General features: G+C 37.3%; 19 protein-coding genes and 5 tRNA genes. 2 read left to right on the forward strand and 22 right to left on the reverse strand.

Features of this window, described 5'->3' with window-relative positions; genetic code table 11:
- Positions 1-17 precede the first annotated feature (17 nt).
- The 20 genes from EPA86_RS15640 to EPA86_RS15735 all read right to left on the reverse strand — a co-directional run bounded on the left by EPA86_RS15640 (position 18) and on the right by EPA86_RS15735 (position 20,502).
- Positions 18-2,102, reverse strand: a complete 2,085-nt coding sequence (locus EPA86_RS15640) for a DUF1302 domain-containing protein (RefSeq protein ID WP_140605272.1) — start codon at positions 2,100-2,102, stop codon at positions 18-20.
- A gap of 424 nt (positions 2,103-2,526) precedes the next feature.
- A complete protein-coding gene (locus EPA86_RS15645; protein ID WP_140605274.1) occupies positions 2,527-2,745 on the reverse strand; it encodes a DUF2835 domain-containing protein in 219 nt (72 codons plus the stop codon).
- 48 nt (positions 2,746-2,793) lie between these two features.
- Positions 2,794-5,406, reverse strand: a complete 2,613-nt coding sequence (gene pepN, locus EPA86_RS15650; RefSeq protein WP_140605276.1) for an aminopeptidase N — start codon at positions 5,404-5,406, stop codon at positions 2,794-2,796.
- A gap of 91 nt (positions 5,407-5,497) precedes the next feature.
- On the reverse strand, positions 5,498-6,955 hold the full coding sequence (gene nhaC / locus EPA86_RS15655) for a Na+/H+ antiporter NhaC (protein WP_140605278.1): 1,458 nt from the start codon (positions 6,953-6,955) through the stop codon (positions 5,498-5,500).
- A gap of 152 nt (positions 6,956-7,107) precedes the next feature.
- Positions 7,108-9,153 carry a carboxy terminal-processing peptidase gene (prc, locus tag EPA86_RS15660; protein ID WP_140605280.1) on the reverse strand — a complete coding sequence of 682 codons (2,046 nt, stop codon included), beginning with the start codon at positions 9,151-9,153 and terminating at the stop codon, positions 7,108-7,110.
- Positions 9,154-9,201: 48 nt separating this feature from the next.
- Entirely contained in the window at positions 9,202-9,873 is a 672-nt protein-coding gene (gene proQ / locus EPA86_RS15665; RefSeq protein WP_140605282.1) for an RNA chaperone ProQ, read from the reverse strand.
- A gap of 64 nt (positions 9,874-9,937) precedes the next feature.
- On the reverse strand, positions 9,938-10,222 hold the full coding sequence (locus EPA86_RS15670; protein WP_140605284.1) for a hypothetical protein: 285 nt from the start codon (positions 10,220-10,222) through the stop codon (positions 9,938-9,940).
- Positions 10,223-10,226: 4 nt separating this feature from the next.
- Positions 10,227-10,667, reverse strand: coding sequence for a GAF domain-containing protein (locus EPA86_RS15675; RefSeq protein ID WP_140605423.1), 441 nt, complete (start codon positions 10,665-10,667; stop codon positions 10,227-10,229).
- 223 nt (positions 10,668-10,890) lie between these two features.
- Positions 10,891-11,691, reverse strand: a complete 801-nt coding sequence (locus tag EPA86_RS15680; RefSeq protein WP_140605286.1) for an SIMPL domain-containing protein — start codon at positions 11,689-11,691, stop codon at positions 10,891-10,893.
- 25 nt (positions 11,692-11,716) lie between these two features.
- Positions 11,717-12,436: a DUF2057 family protein gene (locus tag EPA86_RS15685; RefSeq protein WP_170309679.1), complete on the reverse strand. Its 720-nt coding sequence runs from the start codon at positions 12,434-12,436 to the stop codon at positions 11,717-11,719.
- A 159-nt stretch (positions 12,437-12,595) separates the two neighbouring features.
- Positions 12,596-13,774 (reverse strand): 2-methylaconitate cis-trans isomerase PrpF, encoded by a 1,179-nt coding sequence (prpF, locus tag EPA86_RS15690; RefSeq protein WP_140605290.1) that lies wholly within the window; start codon positions 13,772-13,774, stop codon positions 12,596-12,598.
- 95 nt (positions 13,775-13,869) lie between these two features.
- Positions 13,870-16,473, reverse strand: a complete 2,604-nt coding sequence (gene acnD, locus EPA86_RS15695) for a Fe/S-dependent 2-methylisocitrate dehydratase AcnD (RefSeq protein WP_140605292.1) — start codon at positions 16,471-16,473, stop codon at positions 13,870-13,872.
- 133 nt (positions 16,474-16,606) lie between these two features.
- Complete coding sequence (gene prpC, locus EPA86_RS15700; RefSeq protein ID WP_140605294.1) at positions 16,607-17,731, reverse strand: bifunctional 2-methylcitrate synthase/citrate synthase; 1,125 nt, start codon at positions 17,729-17,731, stop codon at positions 16,607-16,609.
- Between the two features lie 55 nt (positions 17,732-17,786).
- A complete protein-coding gene (prpB, locus tag EPA86_RS15705) occupies positions 17,787-18,677 on the reverse strand; it encodes a methylisocitrate lyase (RefSeq protein ID WP_140605296.1) in 891 nt (296 codons plus the stop codon).
- Positions 18,678-18,691: 14 nt separating this feature from the next.
- A complete protein-coding gene (locus EPA86_RS15710) occupies positions 18,692-19,393 on the reverse strand; it encodes a GntR family transcriptional regulator (RefSeq protein WP_140605298.1) in 702 nt (233 codons plus the stop codon).
- A gap of 229 nt (positions 19,394-19,622) precedes the next feature.
- Positions 19,623-19,698 (reverse strand) — tRNA-Glu (locus EPA86_RS15715).
- Between the two features lie 164 nt (positions 19,699-19,862).
- Positions 19,863-19,938, reverse strand: a tRNA-Glu gene (locus tag EPA86_RS15720).
- A 142-nt stretch (positions 19,939-20,080) separates the two neighbouring features.
- Positions 20,081-20,156: transfer RNA gene (locus tag EPA86_RS15725), tRNA-Glu, on the reverse strand.
- Positions 20,157-20,294: 138 nt separating this feature from the next.
- Positions 20,295-20,370 (reverse strand) — tRNA-Glu (locus tag EPA86_RS15730).
- 56 nt (positions 20,371-20,426) lie between these two features.
- Positions 20,427-20,502: transfer RNA gene (locus EPA86_RS15735), tRNA-Ala, on the reverse strand.
- 406 nt (positions 20,503-20,908) lie between these two features.
- Between EPA86_RS15735 and EPA86_RS15740 the strand changes: the two genes are divergently transcribed.
- Complete coding sequence (locus EPA86_RS15740) at positions 20,909-21,808, forward strand: gluconeogenesis factor YvcK family protein (RefSeq protein WP_140605300.1); 900 nt, start codon at positions 20,909-20,911, stop codon at positions 21,806-21,808.
- A gap of 67 nt (positions 21,809-21,875) precedes the next feature.
- Here EPA86_RS15740 and dcd read toward each other — a convergent pair whose 3' ends face one another.
- Positions 21,876-22,472, reverse strand: coding sequence for a dCTP deaminase (dcd, locus tag EPA86_RS15745; RefSeq protein WP_140605302.1), 597 nt, complete (start codon positions 22,470-22,472; stop codon positions 21,876-21,878).
- Positions 22,473-22,523: 51 nt separating this feature from the next.
- Complete coding sequence (gene apbC, locus EPA86_RS15750) at positions 22,524-23,711, reverse strand: iron-sulfur cluster carrier protein ApbC (RefSeq protein WP_140605304.1); 1,188 nt, start codon at positions 23,709-23,711, stop codon at positions 22,524-22,526.
- A gap of 90 nt (positions 23,712-23,801) precedes the next feature.
- Here apbC and metG point away from each other — a divergent pair, with 90 nt between their 5' ends.
- On the forward strand, positions 23,802-25,937 hold the full coding sequence (gene metG / locus EPA86_RS15755; protein WP_140605306.1) for a methionine--tRNA ligase: 2,136 nt from the start codon (positions 23,802-23,804) through the stop codon (positions 25,935-25,937).
- Positions 25,938-26,042 lie beyond the last annotated feature (105 nt).

The raw sequence follows: 26,042 nt of genomic DNA on the forward strand, positions 1-26,042 counted from the left end.
CATTATTAGTGCCTTTCTTAAATAGAGTACTTAATGCTGAAAGATACATAATCACGATCTTCCATCTTGTTTGTAGTGCCTACACCACCAAAGAAACTGTTGTACGAGAAGTCTGCTGACCATCTGCTTTGATAATCAAAGCTTATTCCAGCTGCAACTGATTTTCTATCTTCAATAAACATAAATAAAGGATCTGGTGTGATACCTTTTACGTCATGTGAAAATACAATACGAGGGTTCATGTTTATGCCAGCGAACAAGTTATTGTATTCAAACTTAGCAACAGCTTTATAACCCCAAGCAAATTCGGTTGGGAATGGGTTACTTTCTACACCATTTTGTACTACTTGCTCGATTTCCCAAGCATGACGGCCATCAATATAAATTTCACCACTACGTGCCGTACCAGGACCATTTAAACGAAGTTCACTCTGATTAGGAATATCATTGATATTAATACCACCAATCTCAACTAAACCTACAAATTGGTTAGCGCCAAGAGTTGGCCCAAATAAATGAGTTAAAGTTAACTGTGCTTGTAACGTATCAGATAAAATAAAGCCATCAGGTGTTGCACCTGGACCGTAAGGATTGCCATTAGCATCTTTAAACTGTGATAAGCCATCTAATGAGTCATATCCTGGTATACCTGCATTAGCTAACTGTTGTGGCATTGCAGCAAATAACAATTCAACATCATCAATTTGCAAAGGCTCATCCTTACGGAAACTCACCTCACCGGCAACCGATGTAGTACCAACGTTAGTGTTAAAGCTTAACGCGTACATTTGAATATCTTCAGGGTAGGCAAGTTTCACTTGTGAGAATGCAGAAAGGTTATCAGAATAATTCTCTTCAGTAATTTCTGTTTGTGCCATGTAAGCTAAGTCTGTACCGATTGAAGCGGCGGTAAAATCTGCCATTTGACCTGAGAATAAAGGTCTACGGCTATGATAATTTACATAGTAAAAACTAAACTCAGTGTCATTTAATTCTGGAACATACCAAGCAAGACGCAAACCATATTGACCACCGTCATCAGGACGTAATTCCGCCTTGGCGCCAGGTGCTCTTAGGGTTACTTTAGTCGGGTAAGCTAAATAAGCTTGAGATGCTGCAGCAACATCACCTGCTCTAACCATATCACCAATTTGATTTAACCCCATTAATAAGTAATCTAGATCGATATCAGGGTTACCAGTAAAGCCTAATTGAACATTATTTGCGTGACCACCGTCACCAGCAAAGTCATTTGTCGAGAAGTAGCTACCAGGAGGTGGTAAAATTGATTGTTCCCAGCTGTACTGATAAAAACCTTCAATATTAATGTTTTCTGTCACACCAATAGACGCCCATACAGCACCAAAAGGAATAAAAGCTTCTTTAAGCTCAGCACCAGGCGCTCTTAAACGCGCTATATCTACCGGGTTAATTTCACTAATACCATGAGATATTAACGTACTTTCACCCCAACTGATTACTTGGTTACCAACACGAACAGAAAGTGGCATATCACCAATATGAAAATCACCGTAAGCATAAGCATCTAGTAAGCGAACATCTTTACAAACTTGTTCACGTGCTTTTTTGTCATCACACGGATCGTTAATTTCACCTGTTAATTGATTTGTCCAATCTCTATCGCTATTCATCATCGCGAAATCGTAGTAGTACATACCACGAACGAACACACCAAAGTTACCGTAATTAACATCAAGTTCATGACTACCTTTAATTAGCTGAGAAAAGCTCTCGCCTGCATCAAAGTTTAAGCCACCATTATCACCATTGTTAGAATAACTGCCCGCACCTTGCCATATTGTGTCGCTTGCAGGGTAAGGATTCATCACTGGATGATATTGACTAAAGTCAAAACCATTATTTAGATTGTTTGATTTACCAACATTATCATTCCAGTTTCTGTCTTCGGTTCTTATACTTGTACCAAGACTAAATGTTGAGTCAAAACTAATTTGTACATCACCAAGTTCAAACCTAGCAGCTTGAGCAGGATTAGTAACTAATAAGGTCATCGAAAGTGCCGCCGCGATACCTGCAGCTAAAGGTTTTTTGCTAAAGCTGTTGCGAGGGTTGTGTTTCATTTATTCTCTCCCCTGTCATAATTTATGCGAAGTAACTTATTGTAACGCTCGCCATAAATCACATTCTTATTATTGAGTTAATGTCATGATTTTATTGGTTGTGCTCTTTTTATTCTTTTTGACCACTTTATGAGCATAGCTCATTAATTCAAGGTGGATTAAACAATAATTGCATCATTTTCCTTTCGGGGCAAGGGTAAAAATCTATTGTAAAGGGACTGTATTTTAATGACTTTTGGATATAGAAAGCGAAGATTTAAAATCATGTTTTAAACTAGTGTTTAAAACCGTAATCCATAAGTTGGTAATGATTAGTTATAAGTTCATGATATAACACTTATTTAAATAATATATCACGGTATTTACCGCCCAAAGATGGTCTGACCACTGTTTAAAGCAAATACTCTAGGACGGTATTAAAAACTTACATATTTATTTTTTTTATTGATAAAAATTTATTATTTTGTGTTTCTAAACAAAATCGACCGTGAATACCATTGCTAACAAGAAAGCTTCTCAAGTGCATTGCAGGAAATTGAATGCGCTTGCCACTTTCACTTAATACCACAATGCTTGATGCCTTACCTTGGTAATAAGGCATAAATTCTTTAGCTGACATAGAAAGATAAAAGTAATATTTCATTGCTCAAACCACTAAAATTCAGATAGCACTGTCATTCATCGAAATTAATCAATCAGCCAAAGCTGCATCTAACTTTTCTTTCAGATCATTAGATAACTCAGGTAAATTATGAAGCTTCACTAATTGCTCTTTCATTAGGATCTGATGACTTGCCTCGAAGCTTTTAAATTGAATCAAAGGCGTTATTAGTCGAGATGCTACTTGTGGGTTTATCGTATTAAGTTTTGCTATTTGCGCTGCTAAAAACTCATATCCTCTCCCAGTTGGGCAATGAAAGTACTTAGGGTTATTCATTGCAAACGCACCTATTAATGAACGCGCCCTATTTGGATTTTTCAGAGTAAATAACGGATGTTCCATTAGCTGGTCTAAATGTTCGAATATGGTTTCAGTCTCAACACTCGCATTTATCGCAAACCACTTATCCATGACGAGTGTTGTGTCTTGCCATTTGTTCTCAAAATGGCTTAATTGATTAGTTAATGACTCAGCGTTAATTTTAGCTGCGCAAGTAAGTGCCGCTAAGCTATCAGTCATATTCTCATTTTGAACAAGTCCATTATTAGCTAAATCATATTGTTTTTGAGCTAATGACTGCGATGTCGTTAATAAAGATAAATATTGCAGACATATGTTTTTCAATGAGCGTGTACCAACATTATTTCCTAGTCTGCCCTGCTCTTGGCAATATTGATATGTTCTTAATAGGTTTTCTTGCGCACCTTTTGCTATAAATATTGAAAGCTTTTTGATGGCTTCAACTAAGCGTTGTGGAGAAACTTTATCAATTAACCCAGCGACTTCATCAAAACTAGGTAATTGTAACTGTTCTGCTATAAAGGCATGTTCATTTTTACTAGTAAGTAGTGTATCAATACTGTTGATAAGCGCCTGAGGCAGTACAAAGTCATTATCAATAGTTAACCTTTTAATATAAGAAATGAGTAACTGTTGACCTGCATCCCAACGACAGAAACTATTTTGTGCATGGTTTATTATGGTGTACAAGCTTTGTTCATCTTGTTCAAAAGTTAGTTTTACTGGAGCAGAGAAATCGGCTAGTAATGCAGTTATAGGTTTAGTTGTGACGTCATTAAATGTAAAAGTTTGCTCTTGCTCTGTTAACTCAAGCATATGACTCTTACTTGCCATTTTACCTTCACTATCTGGCAACAATAACTCAAGCTTAATGGGTATATGTAATGCCTTGGGATCGAGTTGTGACTTTGTTACTGGCGATTGTTGAGATAAAGTTAACTGGTATGTTTTAGTTAAAGTATCATAAACTTCACTTACATTGATTTGTGGTGTTCCAAATTGGCTATACCACAATTTGAACTGAGATAAATCTTTAGCACTAGCACTACTCATAGCGTCGATAAAATCATCACAAGTAACTGCCATTCCATCATAACGTTTAAAGTATAGATCCATCCCCTTTCTGAAGTTTTCCGCACCAATTAAGGTGTGAAGCATTCTAATAACCTCAGCTCCTTTTTCATACACGGTAAGCGTATAAAAGTTATTCATTTCAAGAACTTTTGTCGGTCTTATCGGGTGAGCCATCGGCCCTGCATCTTCAGCAAATTGCTGAGCACGTAATAACCTAACATTTTGAATACGAGTAACAGCACTTGAATGCATATCAGCACTAAATTGTTGATCGCGAAAAACAGTTAACCCTTCTTTTAAACTTAACTGAAACCAATCACGACAAGTAACTCGGTTACCTGTCCAATTATGGAAATATTCATGGGCTATTACCGCTTCAATATTAAAATAGTCGCTGTCTGTAGCACAATCTGAATCAGCGAGAACATATTTAGAATTAAATACATTCAAACCTTTATTCTCCATTGCACCCATATTGAAAAAATCAACGGCGACAATCATGTAAATATCCAGATCATATTCAAGGCCATAAACTTGCTCATCCCATGCCATCGACTTTTTCAATGATGTCATTGCATGCTCAGCTTTATGTAAGTTACCTTGATCTACAAAAATTTCTAAATTGACTTCTCGACCTGAACTCGTCGTAAAAGAATCTGTCAATAAATCAAAATTCCCCGCTACTAAAGCAAATAAATAACATGGCTTTGGAAAAGGGTCATACCAAGTAACAAAGTGCATCCCTTCAGCTAAATCACCTGAATCAATTTTATTACCATTTGCAAGCAAATAGGGATAATTGACTTTATTGGCAATAACTTTAGTGGTAAACGTAGCCATTACATCTGGTCTATCTAAATAATAAGTTATACGCCTAAAACCTTCTGCTTCACACTGCGTACAAAACGCCTCTCCAGACTTAAATAAACCTTCTAATGCAGTATTTTCTTCAGGATTAACTTCCGTTACGATTACCACTTTAAACTCACCTTGAGTTTTGCTAAATAGGCTCGATGGCAGTGTTAGGTGGGTATCATTAATCTCATATTGCTGAGCTGATAAAGCTTGATTTTCTAACGTGATAGATATCAGCTTTACATGCTCTCCATTTAAAACCAAATCACATAAAGATTCATTCGCCTTAGTTACTAATAGTTCACTTACAACTTGTGTGTTCTTATCATCTAACGTAACCGTTAAATTGACATGTGAAATATTAAAATCAGATGGAGAATAGTCGGATAAAAAACGAGGAGATGAATCAGTCATAGTGAACCTTTCAATGTCATAAAATAAAATGCCTGCAAAGCAGGCATTAATATAAAAGTCTATTAGTTAACTTAATAGAAGTTAATAATTATTACGCCGTTACTTTTTTAGCAAGTGTTTTGATATTAAAACCAATAAAGCCATAGATTACTGCTAAAATTGGATTAATCCAGTTAAAGAAGCAATAGAATATATAATCTAACGGATTAACCAGCAACACACCTGACATATAAACAGCACAAGTATTCCATGGTATTAATGGTGAAGTAATAGTACCAGCATCCTCTAAAGTACGGCTTAATACTAGAGGATCTAGCCCTCGAGCTTGATACTCTTCTTTATACATACGGCCAGGCATTACAATTGCTATATATTGATCGGCTGTAATCACGTTAGTACCAATACATGTTGCGACAGTACTCGCTATTAAGCTACCTGTTGATTTAGCTGCTGATAGAATAGCATTGACAAATTTTTTCAGCATGCCTAAATATTCTAGTACAGCCCCAAAACTTAAGGCACACATAATTAACCAAACAGTATTTAACATGCCCGACATACCGCCGCCACTTAACAAATCATTAAGCTCTGCATTACCTGTTTCAATCACAACACCATCGAAGAAAGCTGTCCATATCACTAGAATATTCGCAGTCAATTGATCACTACCCTCTGCAGATAATCGAATGATTAATTCTTGTTGAAACATAAAAGCCCATATAGCACCAACTAAAGCTCCTATAGCCACGGCAGGAAATGCTGGTACTTTCTTAATAGCTAAGCTCAACAAGATTATTAAAGGAATTAAATTAAAAACTGAGATGTCAAACTGTTCAGCTAACTGCGCACTTAAGTTATCTATAGCGACATTATTTACTTCTGAAGTCCCATTAAAACCAAGAATAATAAACAAAACTAATGCGGTAAGGATTGAAGGCGCCGTCGTCCAAAGCATATATCTAATATGGGCAAACAACTCACTGCCCGCAATAGCAGGAGCAAGGTTAGTAGTTTCTGATAGTGGTGAGATCTTATCACCAAAATAAGCACCAGAGATTACCGCACCAGCTGTAATAGCCGGATCCAACCCTAACCCTTGTGCTATACCGATTAGAGCAACACCAATGGTTGCCGCAGTAGTCCATGAACTACCTATACTCATTGAAACTACACCACACATTATACAGGCTGCAGCATAAAACCATGATGGGTTAAGTATTTTCAAACCATAGTAAATCATCGTTGGCACTGTACCTGATAATAACCAAGTACCGATTAGGGAGCCTACGGCAAATAAAATCAGCACAGCACCGAGTGATAGTGAAATACCTTTCACTATAGCCTTTTCCATGTCATGCCATTGATGACCATTTTTCAAACCAATGACAATAGCAATCCCCATAGAGAATAGTAATGCTATTTGATTTGGCCCATAAGAGGAATTATCTCCAAAAAACGTAACCGCAAGTGCTAATAACCCTATTAAAGAGATTACCGGTATGGATGCATCTAACATAGAGGGTGATTTGACTTGATTTAACTCAGACATGGTATAACAGAACCTTTTATCGTTATTATTATTTATAAGTTTTATATTTTCTTTTATTCTTCATCATACTTATACAAAAAAACTAAATAAAAATATCATGGGAATAAAATAATAAAGCCGCCTCTACGGGCGGCTTTTAATTTTGTTAGCGATTACTTTTTAGCAACTTTACCTAAAGAGATCAAGTCAAAGGTGATTCTCGCTGTTTCATCTAAAAATGGATCTAAGTCATCTAACTCTTCACCCAAATCATCGAGATTTTCAACTTTTTCTTTACCTAAATTAACTAAACGCTCGTTTACTCTAACTAGGCGTTTGGCCTTATTCGTTTCTCTTTTAGCCTTCCTTTCAGCTAAATTCAACGAAATACTTTTGTTATCTTTCTCTTCTTGATACGTAGCAATATCTTCCAATAAGTAATTAAATTCTTGATTATCTTTAATTCTTTGTTGATATAGCGATGTTAAATAATCAATATCTGTAGAGATATCATTTAGCGGTGTATACTGGGCTTTTTTGATTTGATCCCAAGGTAACGCGTTTTCTTCTTTACTTTCACCCCAATCTTCTGGGTCTACAGCACTTGGAAAAGCAATATCAGGTAGAACACCGCGATGTTGCGTGCTGCCACCATTTATGCGATAGAACTTTGCAATAGTATACTGAATGCTACCTAAAGGCTTTTCGTATAAATCATATACACGACCTAAACCTCTATGTTGTTGAACAGTTCCCTTACCAAAGGTATGTTCACCCACTATCACACCACGACCATAATCTTGAATCGCAGCAGAAAAAATTTCAGAAGCTGAGGCACTGTATCTATCAACCATTACTGTTAATGGTCCATCATAATAACTTATACCATCTTTATCACGGTTCACTTGAACTCTATCTGCTCCATCGCGAATTTGAACTACGGGTCCTTTATCAATAAAGAGACCTGTCAATAATGTTGCTTCTGTTAATGAACCACCACCATTTCCACGTAAATCAACGATTATACCTTGAACGTCTTGTTCTTTTAGTTTGGCTATTTCTTTTTTAACATCGCGAGAAAGGTTGTTATAAAAGCTAGGGATAGTAATTATTCCCAGTTTTTTCGAATCAGCTTGTTTAGGGTTCTCCTGATAAACTTCAGACTTAGCGGCTCTATCTTCAAGTTTTATAATATCTCTGATAATAGAAACAATTTTAATATTTGCTTCATCATCAGATTCACCTGAAAGTACCTGTAAACGAACAGTCGTACCTTTAGGACCTTTGATTAATTCAACAACATCATCTAAACGCCATCCAATAACATCTTCGAAGTCATCTTCTCCTTGCGCGACTCCAACAATGCGATCTTTTGCTTTTAATTGGTTAGATTTGTCTGCTGGACCGCCCGTAACAACACGGTGGATTACAGTATAATCTTCAATCGCTCTAAGCTCGGCACCAATACCTTCAAGTGACAAATTCATGTCAACTTGGAAACGTTCGGCATTTCGAGGTGATAAATATGAAGTATGAGGCTCTACAACACGAGCAAAACTATTCATTACAATTTGAAAAGCATCTTCACTTTCACTTTGCTTTAAGCGCTTAATGGCATAACTATATCGCTTAGTTAATACCTCTTTTATCTTATCCCACTTTTTACCAGTCAAAGTTAAATTTAATGCATCAGACTTAACTTTTTTACGCCATAACTCATTCAATTCAGCTTCTGTTTTAGCCCAAGGAGCCTCTTCTCTATCGAAGCTGTAAACTTCCTCTTTAGTAAAATCAAAAGGTTTATCTAATAAGCTAATAGCGTACTCATAACGCTCTAAACGACGTAGTAAATTGACGTTAAAAATATCATAAGCAGCATCGAGTTTTCCACGTGCTATTACGTTATCAAAATCTTCACGGTATTTAGAGAAATCTTCAATATCAGAAGCTAAAAAAACATTACGAGCATAATCAAGCTGTTTAATATAGCGATCAAAAACTTCCGCTGACAACTCATCACTTATCTTAACTTTTTTATAATGCGCTCGCGTAAATCGTGCCGATATTCGTTTACTTGCTGTTGCGTGTTGGCTTTCAGGGCTCAATACGGGTAGCTCTTCAGGAACAGAGGCCTTTTCAAATGCGAGTGAATCGACACTGGTAAATGAAAAACTTATTGATAATGAAACAGCAATTGCGATACGACAAAATTTTTGCATGCATTAACTCCAAAATAGGGACATAACTTGCAGTACTATGACCGCTTATTATAAAAATATATTCTTCAATTGAGTCTTGATTACCATTCCAGAATCAAGCTGTACACTGATATCATTACCAGATATCTCAGATATTGTGGCATTCATTGGTGAATTACCCAATTGAACTCTAACCTTGTTACCAACTTTAATTGTAGTTGCTTCTACCGGTTTTAGTGGTGCAGACTCAGTTTTAGGCGTAGATACTTTTGTCGACTTAACTTGTTTAAACTTATTCGACTTTGAAAGTTCTCGCTTAGAGCCCTCTGATTTATTACCTTTAGAGCTTTTGTCACCATCTTTAGTTTTATACGACTTTTGCTGTTCTTTGTCTGTCGCTTTTTTGTTACCAAATTTTTCTTGGCTCTCTTTTAATGTCTTGCTGGCATAATTTGCTTGCTCTTCATCGATTTCAGCAATCTCTTTTCCATCAACATCAACACGAAAAGCGCCAAGCTTTACTGACTTAAGGTATCGCCAGCTACTAGTGTAATGACGTAATGCCTGACGTAAACGAGTTTTACTTACTGTTTCGTCACCTTCTAATCGCTCAGCTAAGTCTTGAAAAATACCAACTTTTAATGGCTTTACAGGGCCTTTAATTGAAAAACACTCAGGGAATTTCTCAGTTAAATAGGCAATAATTTCTTTTGTACTTGTACGTTTAAGTTCAGTTTCCATAAATACAACTTTTAAAGTTCTGTTAATGTTCTTGTTAAAAAATATCTTCGTCTTAGTATATTAACTAGTCTTGCTGAAGATGTTGTTCTCTGTTGTCTAGCAAATGCCGACACCAATCATATATATCGTCTGTTTCAATTTCGGGTAGCGCTTCTTGGCCAATCCATGTGTCCCATACTAATGCTAGTAATCCTTCCAGCACTTCTGTTTCTATATCTTCTTCAGCGAGATCATACAAGGTGTGATAAATTTCATTAACACGCTCTGCAACGATTTCTTCTTGGCCATCCCAGTCTCCTACGATGCCTTCTGTTACTAAATAGTCATGTATTACGACAAACTCTTTCATTAAATTAGCTTACTGTTAGATGCTTAGCCAATAAATCGACTATTGCAGATAAACCTTCTTGATCATTTTGATCAAACCTATCAAATACAGTGCTATCAATATCTAAAACAGCTACAACTTTACCTTCAACAATTAACGGTAATACTATTTCAGAATTGGTTGTTGCATCACAGGCAATATGGCCTGAAAACTGATGAACATCAGCTACTCGTTGTACCTTAGCAGTACTTGCTGCCGCACCACATACACCTTTAGATAAAGGTATACGAATACAAGCCACTTTACCTTGAAAAGGCCCCAGCACAAGCTCATCTTCAATAACACGATAAAAACCAACCCAATTAACTTCATCAAGATGTTCAAAAAGTAATGCGCTTAAATTTGCCATATTGGCAATTATATCTTCTTCACCTTGAATTAGTGCGTGCGATTGCTCTAATAGCATTGGGTATAATGATGTTTGACTATTCAACGATAATTCCACAATGAGGCAAAAACGGTCGTTAAAGACAGGAACTCGTTCTCACGCCAATTTTTACTGATATCAAAAAGCGCATAACATACCTAAATTACCAACATAATTAAAGCTTTTATCACTGAATAAAGCCACATTTACCATAGAAGTGACTAATTTTGTTTCTATTTAGTATTTTTTCATTCAATTATTACTAATTTATGGCAAACTTTACGATAACACTCGCCTTTATTTTATTCGTTCCTGTCAAGCTTCTATGCCTTACTGAACTATCTTCAGCCATCATTGCCATACTATATTGTGGTTGGTAATGGTTATTTGATAATTCTTTTAAATAAACCATTTTGCCAAGAGTAACACCAGCGTGTTTTGCAATAACCGATGCTTTTTGACTTGCCTGCGAAATTGCTTGAGTTAATGCTTGCTGATATAACTTATTACTATCTTTAACTGTCATAGACAATGACGATATATGATTTACGCGTATTTTAACTATCTGAGTTAAAAATTTATCGTAATCATCAATAGAAGAAAAATTAATGGTTACTCGTCTAGTTAACTCAAATAAAGTTGGCTTTTGCTTCTCATATTTTTGTGTCGATATTTCATTACTGTCTATATAAACACTGCCTTTTAATGGCTTAGTATTAGTTGATGGGAACTTATGTTTTACTTCAACACCATGTAATTCAATAGCTGGTTTCTCTTCAACTACGCGTAAATTAACCCTTGCGGAGTTAATGGCCTCCTCCTTGACTCCTATTGACTCTGCTGCATTAATAACTATATTACTTCTTTTATCTACCGAAGCTTTAAGTTTATCTGGCACGCGACCACGTTCACTTATCGTTAAAGAAAGCGTAAAGTTATTAGGCGCAACTTCAATGATTCCTTCTCCGGAAACTTCAATCACTTGAGCGTCAGCTTTCACCTCAACGCTATATATCGTTATAAAGAATAAACATAATTGAAAAACTTTTGGAATGTTTAACATATTGACGCCTTATAGTTGGACTGTTTTATTGCTTTTTAATAAAAGTAATAAACTCAGCTTTTTCTTTAGCGGAGGCTTTTTGCCACCAGTATTTGAGCATAGGTAAAGTATCTACTTTATCCATAACCTTTTCTGTAAATTCTTGTGATCGAGTATCAATATCATTCGTTTCGGTTTTAACGTCTAAATCAGCGATATCATTGTCTATTGCAACAGCTATTTTTTCTTCAGCTTTTGGTGATGACGGTTTATCCGACAGATCCACAGGCAAAGTTGCTACCACTTTGGTCACTTCCCTTTTAAGTTTATAATCTGCATACGTTTCCAATGTAAGTGGAATTGATACGCCATTGTTACTCACCAACATCACTTCCGGTTTACTTACAAATGATTCTGCCTCGCTAATATCATTTATGGTGGTAGTTTTAAGCTTAAGTACACTTTGTTTTTCTAGGTTGAACTTAATCACAAAATATTCAGATTCGACAACTCTGTCTTGGCCTAGTTCAAAATCTTCAAAGACATCTTTATAACGAACAACAATCGTTTGAGTTGTTTGCTGATTTAATTGTTCTGCTGGAATCTTGATAGATTTATTGTTGGAAAAAAAGCCTTCACTAAACGGCTTGTCATTAACTTCTTTTATTTCTAGATTTTTAGCAACTTCAATGGTAGTTGCTGAAGAAGTAAAACTAAGCAACAAAAGTAAAATTGTTATAATTTTAATAAAGAAAAATCGGCTCACAATATATTCCTTGTGGTTAAAAAAAACGCTGTAGTATTTATACCCCTTAAACTCAACAAGTTAAAGCAAATCCTTGTGGTAAAATAGAAAAATACTAAAAAAAAACCTGAAAAAATTCAGGTTTTTAGGAAAATATATATACAAAATGTTATTACAGTATTAAAAAGAATCTTCAGGTATAAAAACCCAGCCTTGCATTAATACACGAGCACTTCTACTCATTATAGCTTTGTTAACTATCCAGTTACCCGTAGCATTAGACGCTTGTGCCCCTACTTTTAATGAACCTGAAGGGTGACCAAAAGTAACCGCCTCCATTTCACCTCCACCGGCAGCTAAATTAACTAACGTTCCAGGAATTGCTGACGCAGTACCAATAGCTACAGCTGCAGTTCCCATCATCGCATGATGAAGTTTCCCCATAGATAGTGCCCGAACATGTAAATCTAATGCATTACTGGCTATAGTTTTTCCGCTAGACGTTGTAAAAGTTTTTGCTGGTGCTACAAAGGCAACTTTAGGTGTATGTTGCCTTGCTTGTGCTTCATCAATATCTTTTATCAAGCCCATTTTTACTGCACCATAGGCTCTAATGGTTTCAAAACGTTTAAGCGCTTCTGCATCACTGTTAATCGCTTCTTGTAATTCTGTACCTTGATAACCGATATCTTCAGCATTTAAAAATATAGTAGGGATACCAGCATTTATCATAGTCACTGGGAATGAACCTATTCCTGGTACATCTAGTTGATCAACAATATTTGAGGTAGGAAACATGGCTTCAGAAGGATCAACTGGTTCAATAAACTCTACCGGTACTTCAGCAGCTGGAAAAGTCACACCATCAAGTTCAAAATCACCAGTTTCTTGTACTTGTGAATTAGTAATAGGCACATGTGCAATGATAGTTTTACTAATATTTTTTTGCCAAATCTTAACCGTACATACGCCATTTGATGGAATTTTACTTTCATCCACTAACCCTGACATGATGGCAAAAGCACCAACAGCCGCCGTTAAGTTGCCGCAGTTACCGCTCCAATCAACAAACGCTTTATCAATAGCTACTTGTCCAAATAAATAATCGACATCGTGATCTGCTTGCTCCGATTTAGCTAAGATTACAGTTTTACTGGTACTGGAAGTAGCACCTCCCATACCGTCAGTTTGTTTACCATAGGGATCTGGACTACCAATAACACGCAGTAACATATTGTCACGTGCATCGCCTGGTTGCTGACAGCGCTCTGGTAAATCAGTTAAATTAAAGAAGACACCTTTAGAAGTGCCACCGCGCATATATGTTGCGGGTATTTTTATTTGAGGAACATAAGACATTGCTCTCTCCTTTTTAGTCATAAAAAAGCGGCGCTTAATAAACAAAGAGCCGCTTTTACATTTAATTTAAAAATGAATGATGATTTGATGATTTTTTATGCATTAGACTGCAAAAAATCATTAGCAAATTTTTGTAGTACACCACCAGCAGCATGAACGATTACTTCTTCGGCAGTATCTAATCGACATTTAACAGTTATGTTAACAACATCACCATTTGCTCTAGTCATCACTACAGTCATCTTGCCTCCAGGAGAGGTTATACCTTCAACATCAAAGGTTTCTGTACCATCTATTTGGAAGGTTTTTCGTGTCTCATTATTGGTGAATTCTAATGGCAATACGCCCATGCCAATTAAATTGGTTCGATGAATGCGTTCGAAACCTTCAGCAACAATAACTTCTACACCAGCCAAACGAACGCCTTTAGCAGCCCAATCCCTTGATGAACCTTGGCCATAATCAGCACCGGCAACAATAATTAATGGTTGCTTACGTTCCATATATGTTTCAATGGCTTCCCACATTCGTGATTCTGTACCTTCTGGTTCAATACGTGCTAATGAACCTTGCTTAACATCACCATTTTCATCTAAACACATTTCATTAAATAGTTTAGGGTTGGCAAATGTTGCTCGTTGAGCCGTTAAATGATCGCCACGATGTGTTGCGTATGAGTTAAAGTCTTCTTCAGGTAACCCCATCTTATCAAGATATGCGCCTGCAGCACTGTCTAACATAATGGCATTTGAAGGAGAAAGATGGTCCGTTGTAATGTTATCACCCAGTACTGCAAGTGGACGCATTCCTTTCATGGTACGTTCACCAGCAAGCGCTCCTTCCCAATATGGCGGTCTGCGGATATAAGTACTTTGGGGGCGCCAATCATATAATGGGCTTTCAGCCGGCTCAAAAGCACCTAGATCAAACATCGGCGTATAGATTTTCTTGAATTGCTCAGGTTTAACACTGTTTTTTACAATCGAATCGATTTCTTCATCAGACGGCCAAATGTCTTTTAATCTAATGTCATTTCCTTGAGTATCTTGACCTAATACATCATTTTCGATATCAAAACGCATCGTACCTGCTATAGCATAAGCAACAACAAGCGGAGGTGATGCTAGAAATGCTTGTTTAGCATAAGGATGTATTCGACCGTCAAAGTTACGGTTACCTGAAAGTACCGCTGTGGCATATAAATCACGGTCAATAACTTCCTGCTGAATTTTCGGGTCTAACGCACCTGACATACCGTTACATGTAGTACATGCATAAGCGACTATACCAAAGCCAAGTTTTTCCATTTCAGCGAGTAAACCCGCTTCTTCTAGATACAATTTTGCCACTTTAGAACCTGGAGCAAATGATGACTTAACCCATGGTTTACGTACTAACCCTAATTCATTAGCCCGTTTAGCTACTAGACCGGCTGCAACGACATTGCGCGGATTTGAAGTATTAGTACAAGAAGTGATTGCTGCAATGATGACAGCCCCATCTGGCATATCACCATTAGCTTCTTGCGCTTTACATTGCGCTAAATCTTTTGCAATAGCTTTAGAAGAAAGGTCTGAAGTCGCTAACCTTCTGTGTGGATTAGATGGTCCAGCCATGTTTCGGCCAACAAGGGATAAATCAAAAGTTAGAACACGTTTATATTGTGCATCTTTTAAATCATCAGCCCATAAACCTGTGTGCTTTGCATAGTTTTCAACTAATGCAACTTGTTCCGGCTCTCTACCTGTAATTTTCAAGTAATCAATGGTTTGTTCATCAATATAGAACATGCCAGCCGATGCACCGTACTCAGGTGTCATATTTGAAATGGTCGCGCGATCGCCAATTGATAAACTGCGAGCACCATCGCCAAAAAACTCTAAATATGCTCCAACCACTTTTTCATTACGTAGAAATTCAGTAATGGCTAAGACAATATCTGTTGCAGTTATACCAGGTTGACGTTGTCCAACTAGTTGCACACCCACAATATTAGGTAAACGCATCATTGATGGACGCCCTAACATTACCGTTTCAGCTTCTAAGCCGCCAACACCTATCGCAATAACACCAAGCGCATCAACATGGGGGGTGTGAGAATCGGTACCAACACATGTATCAGGGAATGCAACGCCATCACGTGCTTGAATGACAGGTGACATTTTTTCTAAATTAATTTGATGCATGATGCCATTACCAGCTGGTATCACATCAACATTTTTAAAAGCCGTCTTTGTCCATTCTATAAAATGAAATCTATCTTCGTTACGGCGATCTTCTATGGCTCTATTTTTATCGAACGCATCAGGGTCAAAACCACCATGCTCTACTGCCAAAGAGTGATCAACAATTAATTGGGTCGGCACTACTGGATTTACTTTTGCAGGGTCACCACCTTGATCAGCAATAGCATCACGAAGACCTGCTAAATCCACTAATGCTGTTTGACCAAGAATATCATGACAAACTACACGTGCTGGATACCATGGAAAATCAAGATCTTGCTTACCTTCTATTATCTGAGTAAGTGATTCGGTCAGTGTTGATGGTTCACAGCGGCGCACTAACTGCTCTGCTAGAACCCTTGAGGTATAAGGTAATTTGCTATAACTACCTGGACTTATTGCTTCAATCGCACCACGAGTATCGAAAAAATCGATATTCGAGCCTGGCAATGGTTTGCGATGTTCATAGTTCATAATTATTTCCACATAATTTGTAAAACAAGCACTAATATTTAAAAAATAGTGAGCTATGTGTAGGTTGATTGAGAAATTCCCCTTAAACTTTTAGCATGCATAGTCGCTAAGAAAAATTAAGGGGATTTACTTATTAGCGTTGCTCAATAGGGGTAACTGTACGAGGCTCGCTTCCCGTATAGTCGGCACTTGGGCGAATTATACGGTTATTTGAGCGCTGTTCCATAACGTGAGCTGCCCAACCAGTTAAACGTGAACAAACAAAAATAGGAGTAAATAATTTAGTAGGAATACCCATGTAATTGTAAGTTGATGCATGGAAGAAGTCTGCATTACAGAATAACTTTTTGGTATCCCACATATATTCTTCACAAGCGACTGAGATATCGTATAAAGAAGTATCACCGTTTTCTTTAGCAAGCTTTTCTGACCATGCCTTAATGATGACATTACGTGGATCAGAGGTGCGGTAAATCGCATGACCAAAGCCCATGATCTTCTCTTTACGCTCTAACATACCGGCCATTTGAGTTTTAGCGTCTTCTGGTGAAGTAAAGCGTTCAATCATATCCATTGCTGCTTCGTTAGCACCACCGTGTAATGGGCCTCGTAAAGTACCAATAGCGCCTGTGATACATGAATACATATCTGAAAGCGTCGAGGCACATACTCTTGCAGTAAAGGTAGAAGCGTTAAATTCATGCTCAGCATAAAGAATTAATGAGACATCCATAACTCTGCGGTGTTGTTCAGACGGTGTCTCACCGTTTAAAAGTTTCAAGAAATGACCACCTAATGAATCTTCATCAGTAACGCAATCAATTTCTTTTCCTTCATGTGAATAGTTATACCAGTAACACATAATGGCAGGAAACGCCGCAAGCAATCGGTTAGCAGCTTTATTTTGCTGTGAAAAATCAATTTCTGGCTCAAGGTTGCCTAAAAATGAACAACCTGTTCGCATAACATCCATTGGGTGTGCATCCGCAGGTATTTTTTGCAACACTTCTTTCAATGCCTGTGGTAAATCACGCATGCCATTAAGTTCTGCTTTGTACGTTGCTAATTGATCTACAGTAGGTAGTTCACCATTGAATAGTAAATATGCCACTTCTTCAAACGTCGCATTATCTGCTAAGTCTGAAACATCATAGCCGCAGTAAGTTAAACCACTACCTGACTTGCCTACGGTGCATAAAGACGTTTCACCTGCACTTTGACCACGTAAGCCTGCACCACCTAATTTTTTATCAACCATCTCTCTTTCCTCATATTCTGTATTTATTATGTTTATATCTCGTAATGACTATTGCTTACTTGTTTTTACCTTCAGCAAATAATGAATCTAGCTTTTGTTCATAATCGTGATAACCAAGGTAGTCATATAAATCCATTCTGGTTTGCATATTGTCAATTTCAGCTTTTTGATCGCCATCAGCTAAAAGGGTTTTATAAACTGACTCAGCGGCTTTATTCATAGCTCTAAACGCTGAAAGTGGGTAAAGCACCATGGCACAACCCCACTCACCTAATTGCTCTTTATTCCACAATTCAGTTTGACCAAATTCGGTAATATTCGCTAAAACAGGAACGTCTAATGCTTCGGTAAATGCTCTATAATGCTCTTCTGTTTTAACAGCCTCAGCAAAAATACCATCAGCACCTGCTGCGACATAAGCTTTAGCGCGCTCTAAGGCAGCTTCTAACCCTTCTTGAGCGAAAGCATCAGTTCTTGCCATAATAAAAAAGTCACTATCTGTTCTAGCATCTACAGCTGCTTTAATGCGATCTACCATTTCCTCTGTAGATACAATTTCTTTATTAGGACGGTGGCCACAACGTTTTTGTGCAACCTGATCTTCAATATGTACGGCAGCTGCACCCGCTTTTTCCATATCACGGATTGTTTTAGCAATATTAAAAGCACCACCCCAACCCGTATCAATATCCACTAATAAAGGAAGGCTTGAAGCTGATGTGATACGTTGAACATCTGCGATTACATCATTTAATGAAGTCATACCTAAGTCAGGTAAACCATAAGATGCATTAGCAACGCCACCACCAGATAAATAAATAGCTTGGTGTCCGAGTTGTTCAGCCATCATGGCGCAGTAGGCGTTAATAGTTCCTACGACTTGTAAAGGTTTATTGTTAACTAACGCTTGTCTAAATTTTGCGCCTGGTGATAATACTGTTGACATTCTGAGTTCCCCTGTTAATTTTTTGCTGATGTATTAAGCTTTTGTTCAGCAATTTTTTGTTCAATGTTTTTGCGAGAAGCGGCGATATGGCGACGCATTAACATTTCTGCCAATTCGCCATCTCTATCACTTATCGCTTGTAAAATATGTAAATGTTCATCATAAGCTCGACTTGCACGAGCACTCTGCATACCAAACTGAAAACGATACATGCGAACTAAATGATAAAGTTGACCACAAATAAGGTTAATTAATTGTTGGTTATGGCTGCCAAGAATAATTTTATAGTGAAAGTCTAAATCACCCTCTTCCTGATAATAAGCAACACCTTCTTGTAACGCCTTGGCTTGACTGTGATTGATTAGCATTTGTTGCATAGAAGCAATCTCTTCATCAGTCATATTAAATGCAGCATGTCGACACGCCATACCTTCAAGTGCTTCACGGGTAATGTACAATTCAAGTAATCCTTCAATTGTACAATCAACCACTCTAGAGCCTATGTTTGCTTTACGTTCAATGAGGTGACACTTCTCTAAACGATTAAGAGCTTCACGCAAGGTAGAACGACTAATTTGATAATGCTTAGCCAATTCAGGTTCACTAATTTTACTTCCAGCTGGAATTTCACCTTCTACGATGGCATGTTGCATTTTTTCAAAGACTTTATCAGCCGTTGTAACGATAGCTTGTTTGGTTGGATTATCTATATACATAAGAAATAATCAGTCACATTAATTGTCGACACATTGGATTTATACAGCTAATAATATCTTATTTCAAAGATATAACAAGTAGACCTAAGTATAATTGTCGACAATAAATGATTTTCATAATGAGGAGAGTGAATTTTAGACAAAAAAAAACCTACGTAATAGAGTAGACTATTAAGTAGGTTTTCTTTTTTCACTTATGTTCACATTTTAATTAATGAGCAAAAAAATGTGGCATCCCTAAGGGGATTCGAACCCCTGTTACCGCCGTGAAAGGGCGGTGTCCTAGGCCTCTAGACGATAGGGACACAGATATAAATCTAACTATCTTTTGAGTTATTACACTCAAAGAATTAATTTTTCATTGTTTAATATAGTTAAACTAACTAAATATCTCAATTAAAATTAAAACTCTAGTACTTATTTTTATATAGAATAATAACTATTTTTATTAATCATAAAATTAATAAATTGGCATCCCTAAGGGGATTCGAACCCCTGTTACCGCCGTGAAAGGGCGGTGTCCTAGGCCTCTAGACGATAGGGACACATGCTGGATAATTCCAGTAACTATCTACCTTAATAAAGGTATAACTAACTTTTACATTAGCAGTCTATTTAACTTTCAAGCTTACACTCACAGTAGCTAACAACTGTTTACCTAATAATATCAAAACACAATATTATAAGTGGCATCCCTAAGGGGATTCGAACCCCTGTTACCGCCGTGAAAGGGCGGTGTCCTAGGCCTCTAGACGATAGGGACACAAGCTGGTTACACCAGAATTCTATCTATCAAACAAATAATGCTTGATGCTCTACTTATATAAATATCTGTAAAGCTCTAAATCACTACCCCGCCTTGAAACACATTGCGCGATAGCTTAAAACAAACCATCAATAGTGGCATCCCTAAGGGGATTCGAACCCCTGTTACCGCCGTGAAAGGGCGGTGTCCTAGGCCTCTAGACGATAGGGACACATAAATACTATCGTTTGGATTTCTCCAAATTTTACATCTCAGATGCAAACTCTATGGTGGAGCTATGCGGGATCGAACCGCAGACCTCTTCGCTGCCAGCGAAGCGCTCTCCCAGCTGAGCTATAGCCCCGTTTTATAACGGTTTATTTAATCACTGGCCTAATAGCAATTAAATATTCATCCTCTGCAGGTGGACCTAACACTTGCTGAAAACGAGGCGCATTCTAAGCAGCACCCCTTAAACTGTCAACTGTTATTTTAAAATTTTTACTGTTTTTTTCAATAAATTGACAATCTGATTACTTAAGCACCAACTTGATTATTTATTGCATAGCAAATCCACTACTTAGCACAATAATTTGCTCATTTAGTTAACTTAAACCGTTTTGAATAAAATCAATTTTAAGAATAAATAGCGTCAATCATGGTTAATGTTACAATGCCATAACAGTGAATAACTTTATTAAAAATTGTTTTATCGATATCGTGCTCTAATGATATCGACTAACTATATTTGAAAACACAATCATATTTATATGCAATTAAGAAAATTAAACATCGTTGCAATTGGTGGTGGACACGGCTTAGGACGTGTACTACTGACTTTATCTTTTATGGGTAATAAGCTTACCGGTATTGTAACAACTACAGATAATGGTGGCTCCACTGGGCGCTTAAGAAAAAGAAACAGCACCATTGCTTGGGGTGACTTGCGTAACTGTTTAACACAATTAGCAGATAAGAACGCCATCGGTAGTCAATTATTTGATTTTAGATTTGAGGGTGAAGATGATTTAGGTGGCCATAACCTTGGTAACCTAATTCTTTACGCGCTAGAAAATTTACAGTCATCCCCTCTCGATTCTATCAATCTGGTTCGACGTATCCTGCGCGTTAAAACACAGTTACTACCCATGTCTGAAACGCCAACAGATCTTATGGCGTTTTATCCTGAAGGACGTTGTCGTTTAGGCGAGTTGTCTGTTGATGATATGCCTATAATGCCGAAAAACTTAATGTTAGCGCCCTTAGTTAAAGCAAGTCCATCTTGTCTTGAGGCAATAAGAAATGCAGATTTAATTATTCTAGGACCGGGAAGTTTCTTAACCAGTGTAATTCCTCCTTTATTAGTAAGAGATATCAGTAATGCAATAATTGAACGAAAAGGTCATTGCGTATTCATCGACAATATTGTCCCTGAGCAAAGTCCTGCCGCATCTTTAACCCTTGATGAAAAGTTAAATTGGATTGAAGATAATGTTGGCAGCTTACCTATTGATAGTGTTATTACCCAAGATCTACAAGTTAACTCTGAACGTGTAAATATTCTCCATCAAGATCTTGCTCATAATACTGTGCCTCATCATCATGATAAGGAAAAGCTGATTAATGCACTAGAAAACTGTTTTACAAAATTTTCTAATCTAGAAAAATAGTTATTTTCCAATAAATAAAAAAGCATAGCGATTAGACTATGCTTTTTTAATCTCTATACGTAGGTTTTTATCTTAACGCACTTTCATCTTGACTGATTCTACTTGCTACGGCACCTTTTTGATCTTTGTATTTTGCATCACCACGCTTGTTATAAGGCCTTAATGCACTTGATGACATGGTTTCAAAATTAAGCGCAGCTATTTTCATTTTTGGACGCAAAGCTAAAGGTAGTTTTCCACTATTATAAAATTCTAATACAATTTGTCCTGACCAACCTGGATCTATTCGATGAGCTGTTACATGCACCATTAATCCTAAGCGAGCTAATGATGAACGTCCGTCTAACCAGCCAACAATATTATCAGGCAAGGTAACTGACTCGAAAGTTACTGCTAAAGCTAATTCACCAGGATGTAAGAAAAAGGCTTCACCATCTTCAATGTATATTTCTTCACTCATTACGGAGTTCATTGCTTGTTGTACTTCCGCTTTAGGACCGCTTAAATCTATATAAGGTGCAGTATGATCTTTGAATACTCTAAACTCATTGCCTAAGCGAATATCAACACTCACCCCTGAAATCATTGAGCTATCAGGCGTTGGAGTTATCAGTATTTGCTCATCTTTAATATATTGTTCTATGTCTTTATCGCAAAGTCTCATAATAGTTTTCTTATGGTTAGTTAGTGGCTAAGCCTAAAGCCTTGATATCAATCAATCAATCAGTGATATTTCAATATTAGGTGTTTGCGAACTGTTATTATCACATTGTAAATATAACTGTCCCGCAATATTGCGGGCTATCTTACGATATTGTTGTGCTATTTCACCAGTGCTATTTTCTATAATGTCTGATTTACCTGTATCTGCGTCATGTCTAATATCAATATTTAATGGCAGTTGACCTAACAGGTGAGTGTCAAAATGTTCCGCCATCTTCACTCCTCCTGCCTGTCCGAAAATATGACTTTGATGACCACAGTTTTCACAGGTGTGATAGCTCATGTTTTCCACTATACCAAGTACCGGAACTTTAACCTTATCAAACATTGCAACTCCCTTCCCTGCATCAACTAAGGCAATATCTTGTGGCGTAGTCACAATCACTGCAGCTGCCACAGGCACCTTTTGCGCTAAAGTTAATTGAATATCACCCGTTCCTGGTGGCATATCTATTAGTAAATAATCCAGTTCTGACCAAGCGGTTTCATTGAGGAGTTGATTAAACGCCGAACTTGCCATCGGTCCTCGCCAAACCGTGGCATCATCTTTATCAACCAAAAAGCCAATGGACATAGCTTCAAGACCATGACTTTTTAGCGGAGTCATATATTTGCCATCAGTTGAAGTCGGCTTTTCATCCGATAACCCCAGCATAGTAGGAATAGAAGGGCCATATATGTCAGCATCAAGAATACCCACTTTGGCACCCTCGCTCATTAACGCATAAGCCAAGTTAACGGTAGTGGTTGATTTTCCTACGCCACCTTTACCAGATGCGACAGCAATAATGTTTTTAATATTTTGACCGCTTCCCGTTAATTGAAATTGACGTACCGGCATAATATTAAGTAGACCATTTAAAACCACTTCTTTTGATAAAGCACTAGATAAGCTAATCGCTATCTCATCTAACTCTCCCTGACAGGGGAACGGCACCGTTAAGCTGACTTTTATGATATTACTTGATTGCTTTTCAATACGTAGTTTAGATTGCTGATCTAAAATCCCTTGCGGAAAACGTTCTGAGCGATACTGTAGCAAAGCATTTTCTATAACTTGACTGTCATCACTATCGATTAATGTATTTTGGGAATTGTCCTTTGTTGATTGAGCCATATTTTCATTTGTCTCAACGTTAGATTTATTTGAAGGTTCTCGAGAAAAAAATTTACCAAACATAGCAACTACCTAGGCTATTAATCATTTGAGTATAAGCGGTAAATTCTGTACTATTGCAGCCATTATTACCATCATAAACATTAATTATTCATGTCTGATCCTATTTTATCTGAAACTTCATCAAACGCGAACAATAAAAAGCGTAAAATTTTAGTCACTTGTGCCCTACCTTATGCAAACGGCTCAATACATCTAGGTCACTTACTCGAACATATTCAAACGGATATCTGGGTAAGGTTTCAACGTATGCGCGGTAATGAAACTTACTTTGTTTGTGCTGATGATGCACACGGCACACCTATTATGCTTAAAGCGCAAGAATTAGGTGTATCTCCTGAAGAGATGATTAATGCTGTTCGTGATGAGCATATGGCTGATTTTGCAGATTTTCATATTAGCTTTGATAACTATCATTCAACTCATAGTGAAGAAAATAAAAGTTTTGCTGAAGAGATATATAACCGACTTCATGCAAGTGGTCATATTAAAACTCGAACAATCTCACAATTATACGATCCAGAAAAAGGCATGTTCCTACCTGATCGCTTTGTTAAGGGCACTTGCCCTAAATGTAAAAGCGAAGATCAAAATGGTGACAGCTGTGACGATTGTGGTGCAACCTATTCTCCAACAGAAGTTTTAAATCCGCGCTCTGTGGTTTCAGGCGCAACACCGGTTTTAAAAGATTCTGAGCATTATTTCTTTGATTTACCTGCTTTCGAGCAGATGTTAAAAGACTGGACTCGCAGTGGTGCATTACAAGAAGAAATGGCAAACAAATTAGCCGAATGGTTTGAGTCAGGTTTACAGCAATGGGATATTAGTCGTGATGCACCTTATTTTGGTTTCGAGATACCTAACGCACCTGGCAAATTCTTCTATGTCTGGTTAGATGCGCCTATTGGCTATATGGGCAGCTTTAAGAATTTATGTGATAAAAAGCCAGAAATTGACTTTGATAGTTTCTGGTCGGAAGACTCTGAAGCCGAACTTTATCACTTTATCGGTAAAGACATTATTTATTTCCACAGCCTATTTTGGCCAGCAATGTTAGAAGGAGCTGGATTTAGAAAACCTACGTCTGTCTATGCTCATGGTTTTGTCACCGTTAACGGCGCTAAAATGTCAAAATCAAAAGGAACCTTCATCAAAGGGCGTACTTATTTAGAGCATTTAAACCCTGAATATTTACGTTACTACTACGCTGCAAAATTAACGCACCGTATTGATGACTTAGATTTAAACCTTGAAGACTTCGCACAACGAGTCAATTCAGACTTGGTTGGTAAAGTTGTTAATATTGCTTCACGTTGTGCAAGCTTCATCACAAAACGTTTTGATGGCATGTTATCAACGAATATTGATGATCAAGCTTTAGCGGATGAAGTGATGAATGCTGGCGATAGCATTGCTGCACATTATGAATCACGTGATTTTGGCCGTGGTATGCGCGAAATTATGGCCCTTGCTGATAAAGTCAACGAATATATTGCGGTCAAAGAACCATGGCAGCTCGTTAAAGACGAAAGCAAGCAACAAGAAGTTCAAGATATCTGTTCATTAGGCATTAACATGTTCCGTACATTAATGATCTATTTGAAGCCTGTATTACCTGTATTAGCAAACAGTACAGAAACCTTCTTAAATGATGAGTTATCTTGGGAAGGTCATAAAGCATTACTTACTAATCATAAAATCAACAAATTCAAAGCATTATTGCAACGTGTTGATATGGATAAAATTAATGCCATGACAGAAGCATCAAAAGAAAGCTTAACCTCAGATAAAAATAACAATAAAGCTGAAACAAAAAAGGCTAAGAAAAAAGCAAAAGCTGAAAATGATAATAGTGCAGCACTAGCAAACCCGCTGGCGGCTGATCCCATCTCTGAAGAAATTCAATTTGATGACTTTGCAAAGATAGACTTAAGAATTGCTAAAATCATTAATGCCGAACACGTTGAAAAGGCTGATAAGCTGTTAAAACTAACCCTAGGGTTAGATGAAGACGGTACTGAAACAAGGCAAGTATTTGCTGGTATTAAATCCGCTTATCAACCTGAAGACTTAATCGGAAAGCATACGGTAATGGTGGCTAATTTAGCACCAAGAAAAATGCGCTTTGGTATGTCTGAAGGAATGGTGCTAGCAGCAGGGCCAGGCGGTAAAGATCTTTGGGTTTTAAACCCTGATGATGGCGCGAAACCAGGAATGCGTGTTAAATAAAAAGCACTTCGGCTAAAATCAAATACGTGCAAAAGGTATCGATAACTCGGTACCTTTTTCATTTATATTTTAGTAAATCAAGCCTCTTACAGTAACATGGGCATA

The sequence above is a fragment of the Litorilituus lipolyticus genome, assembly GCF_006439335.1.
GTDB lineage: Bacteria > Pseudomonadota > Gammaproteobacteria > Enterobacterales > Alteromonadaceae > Colwellia > Colwellia lipolytica.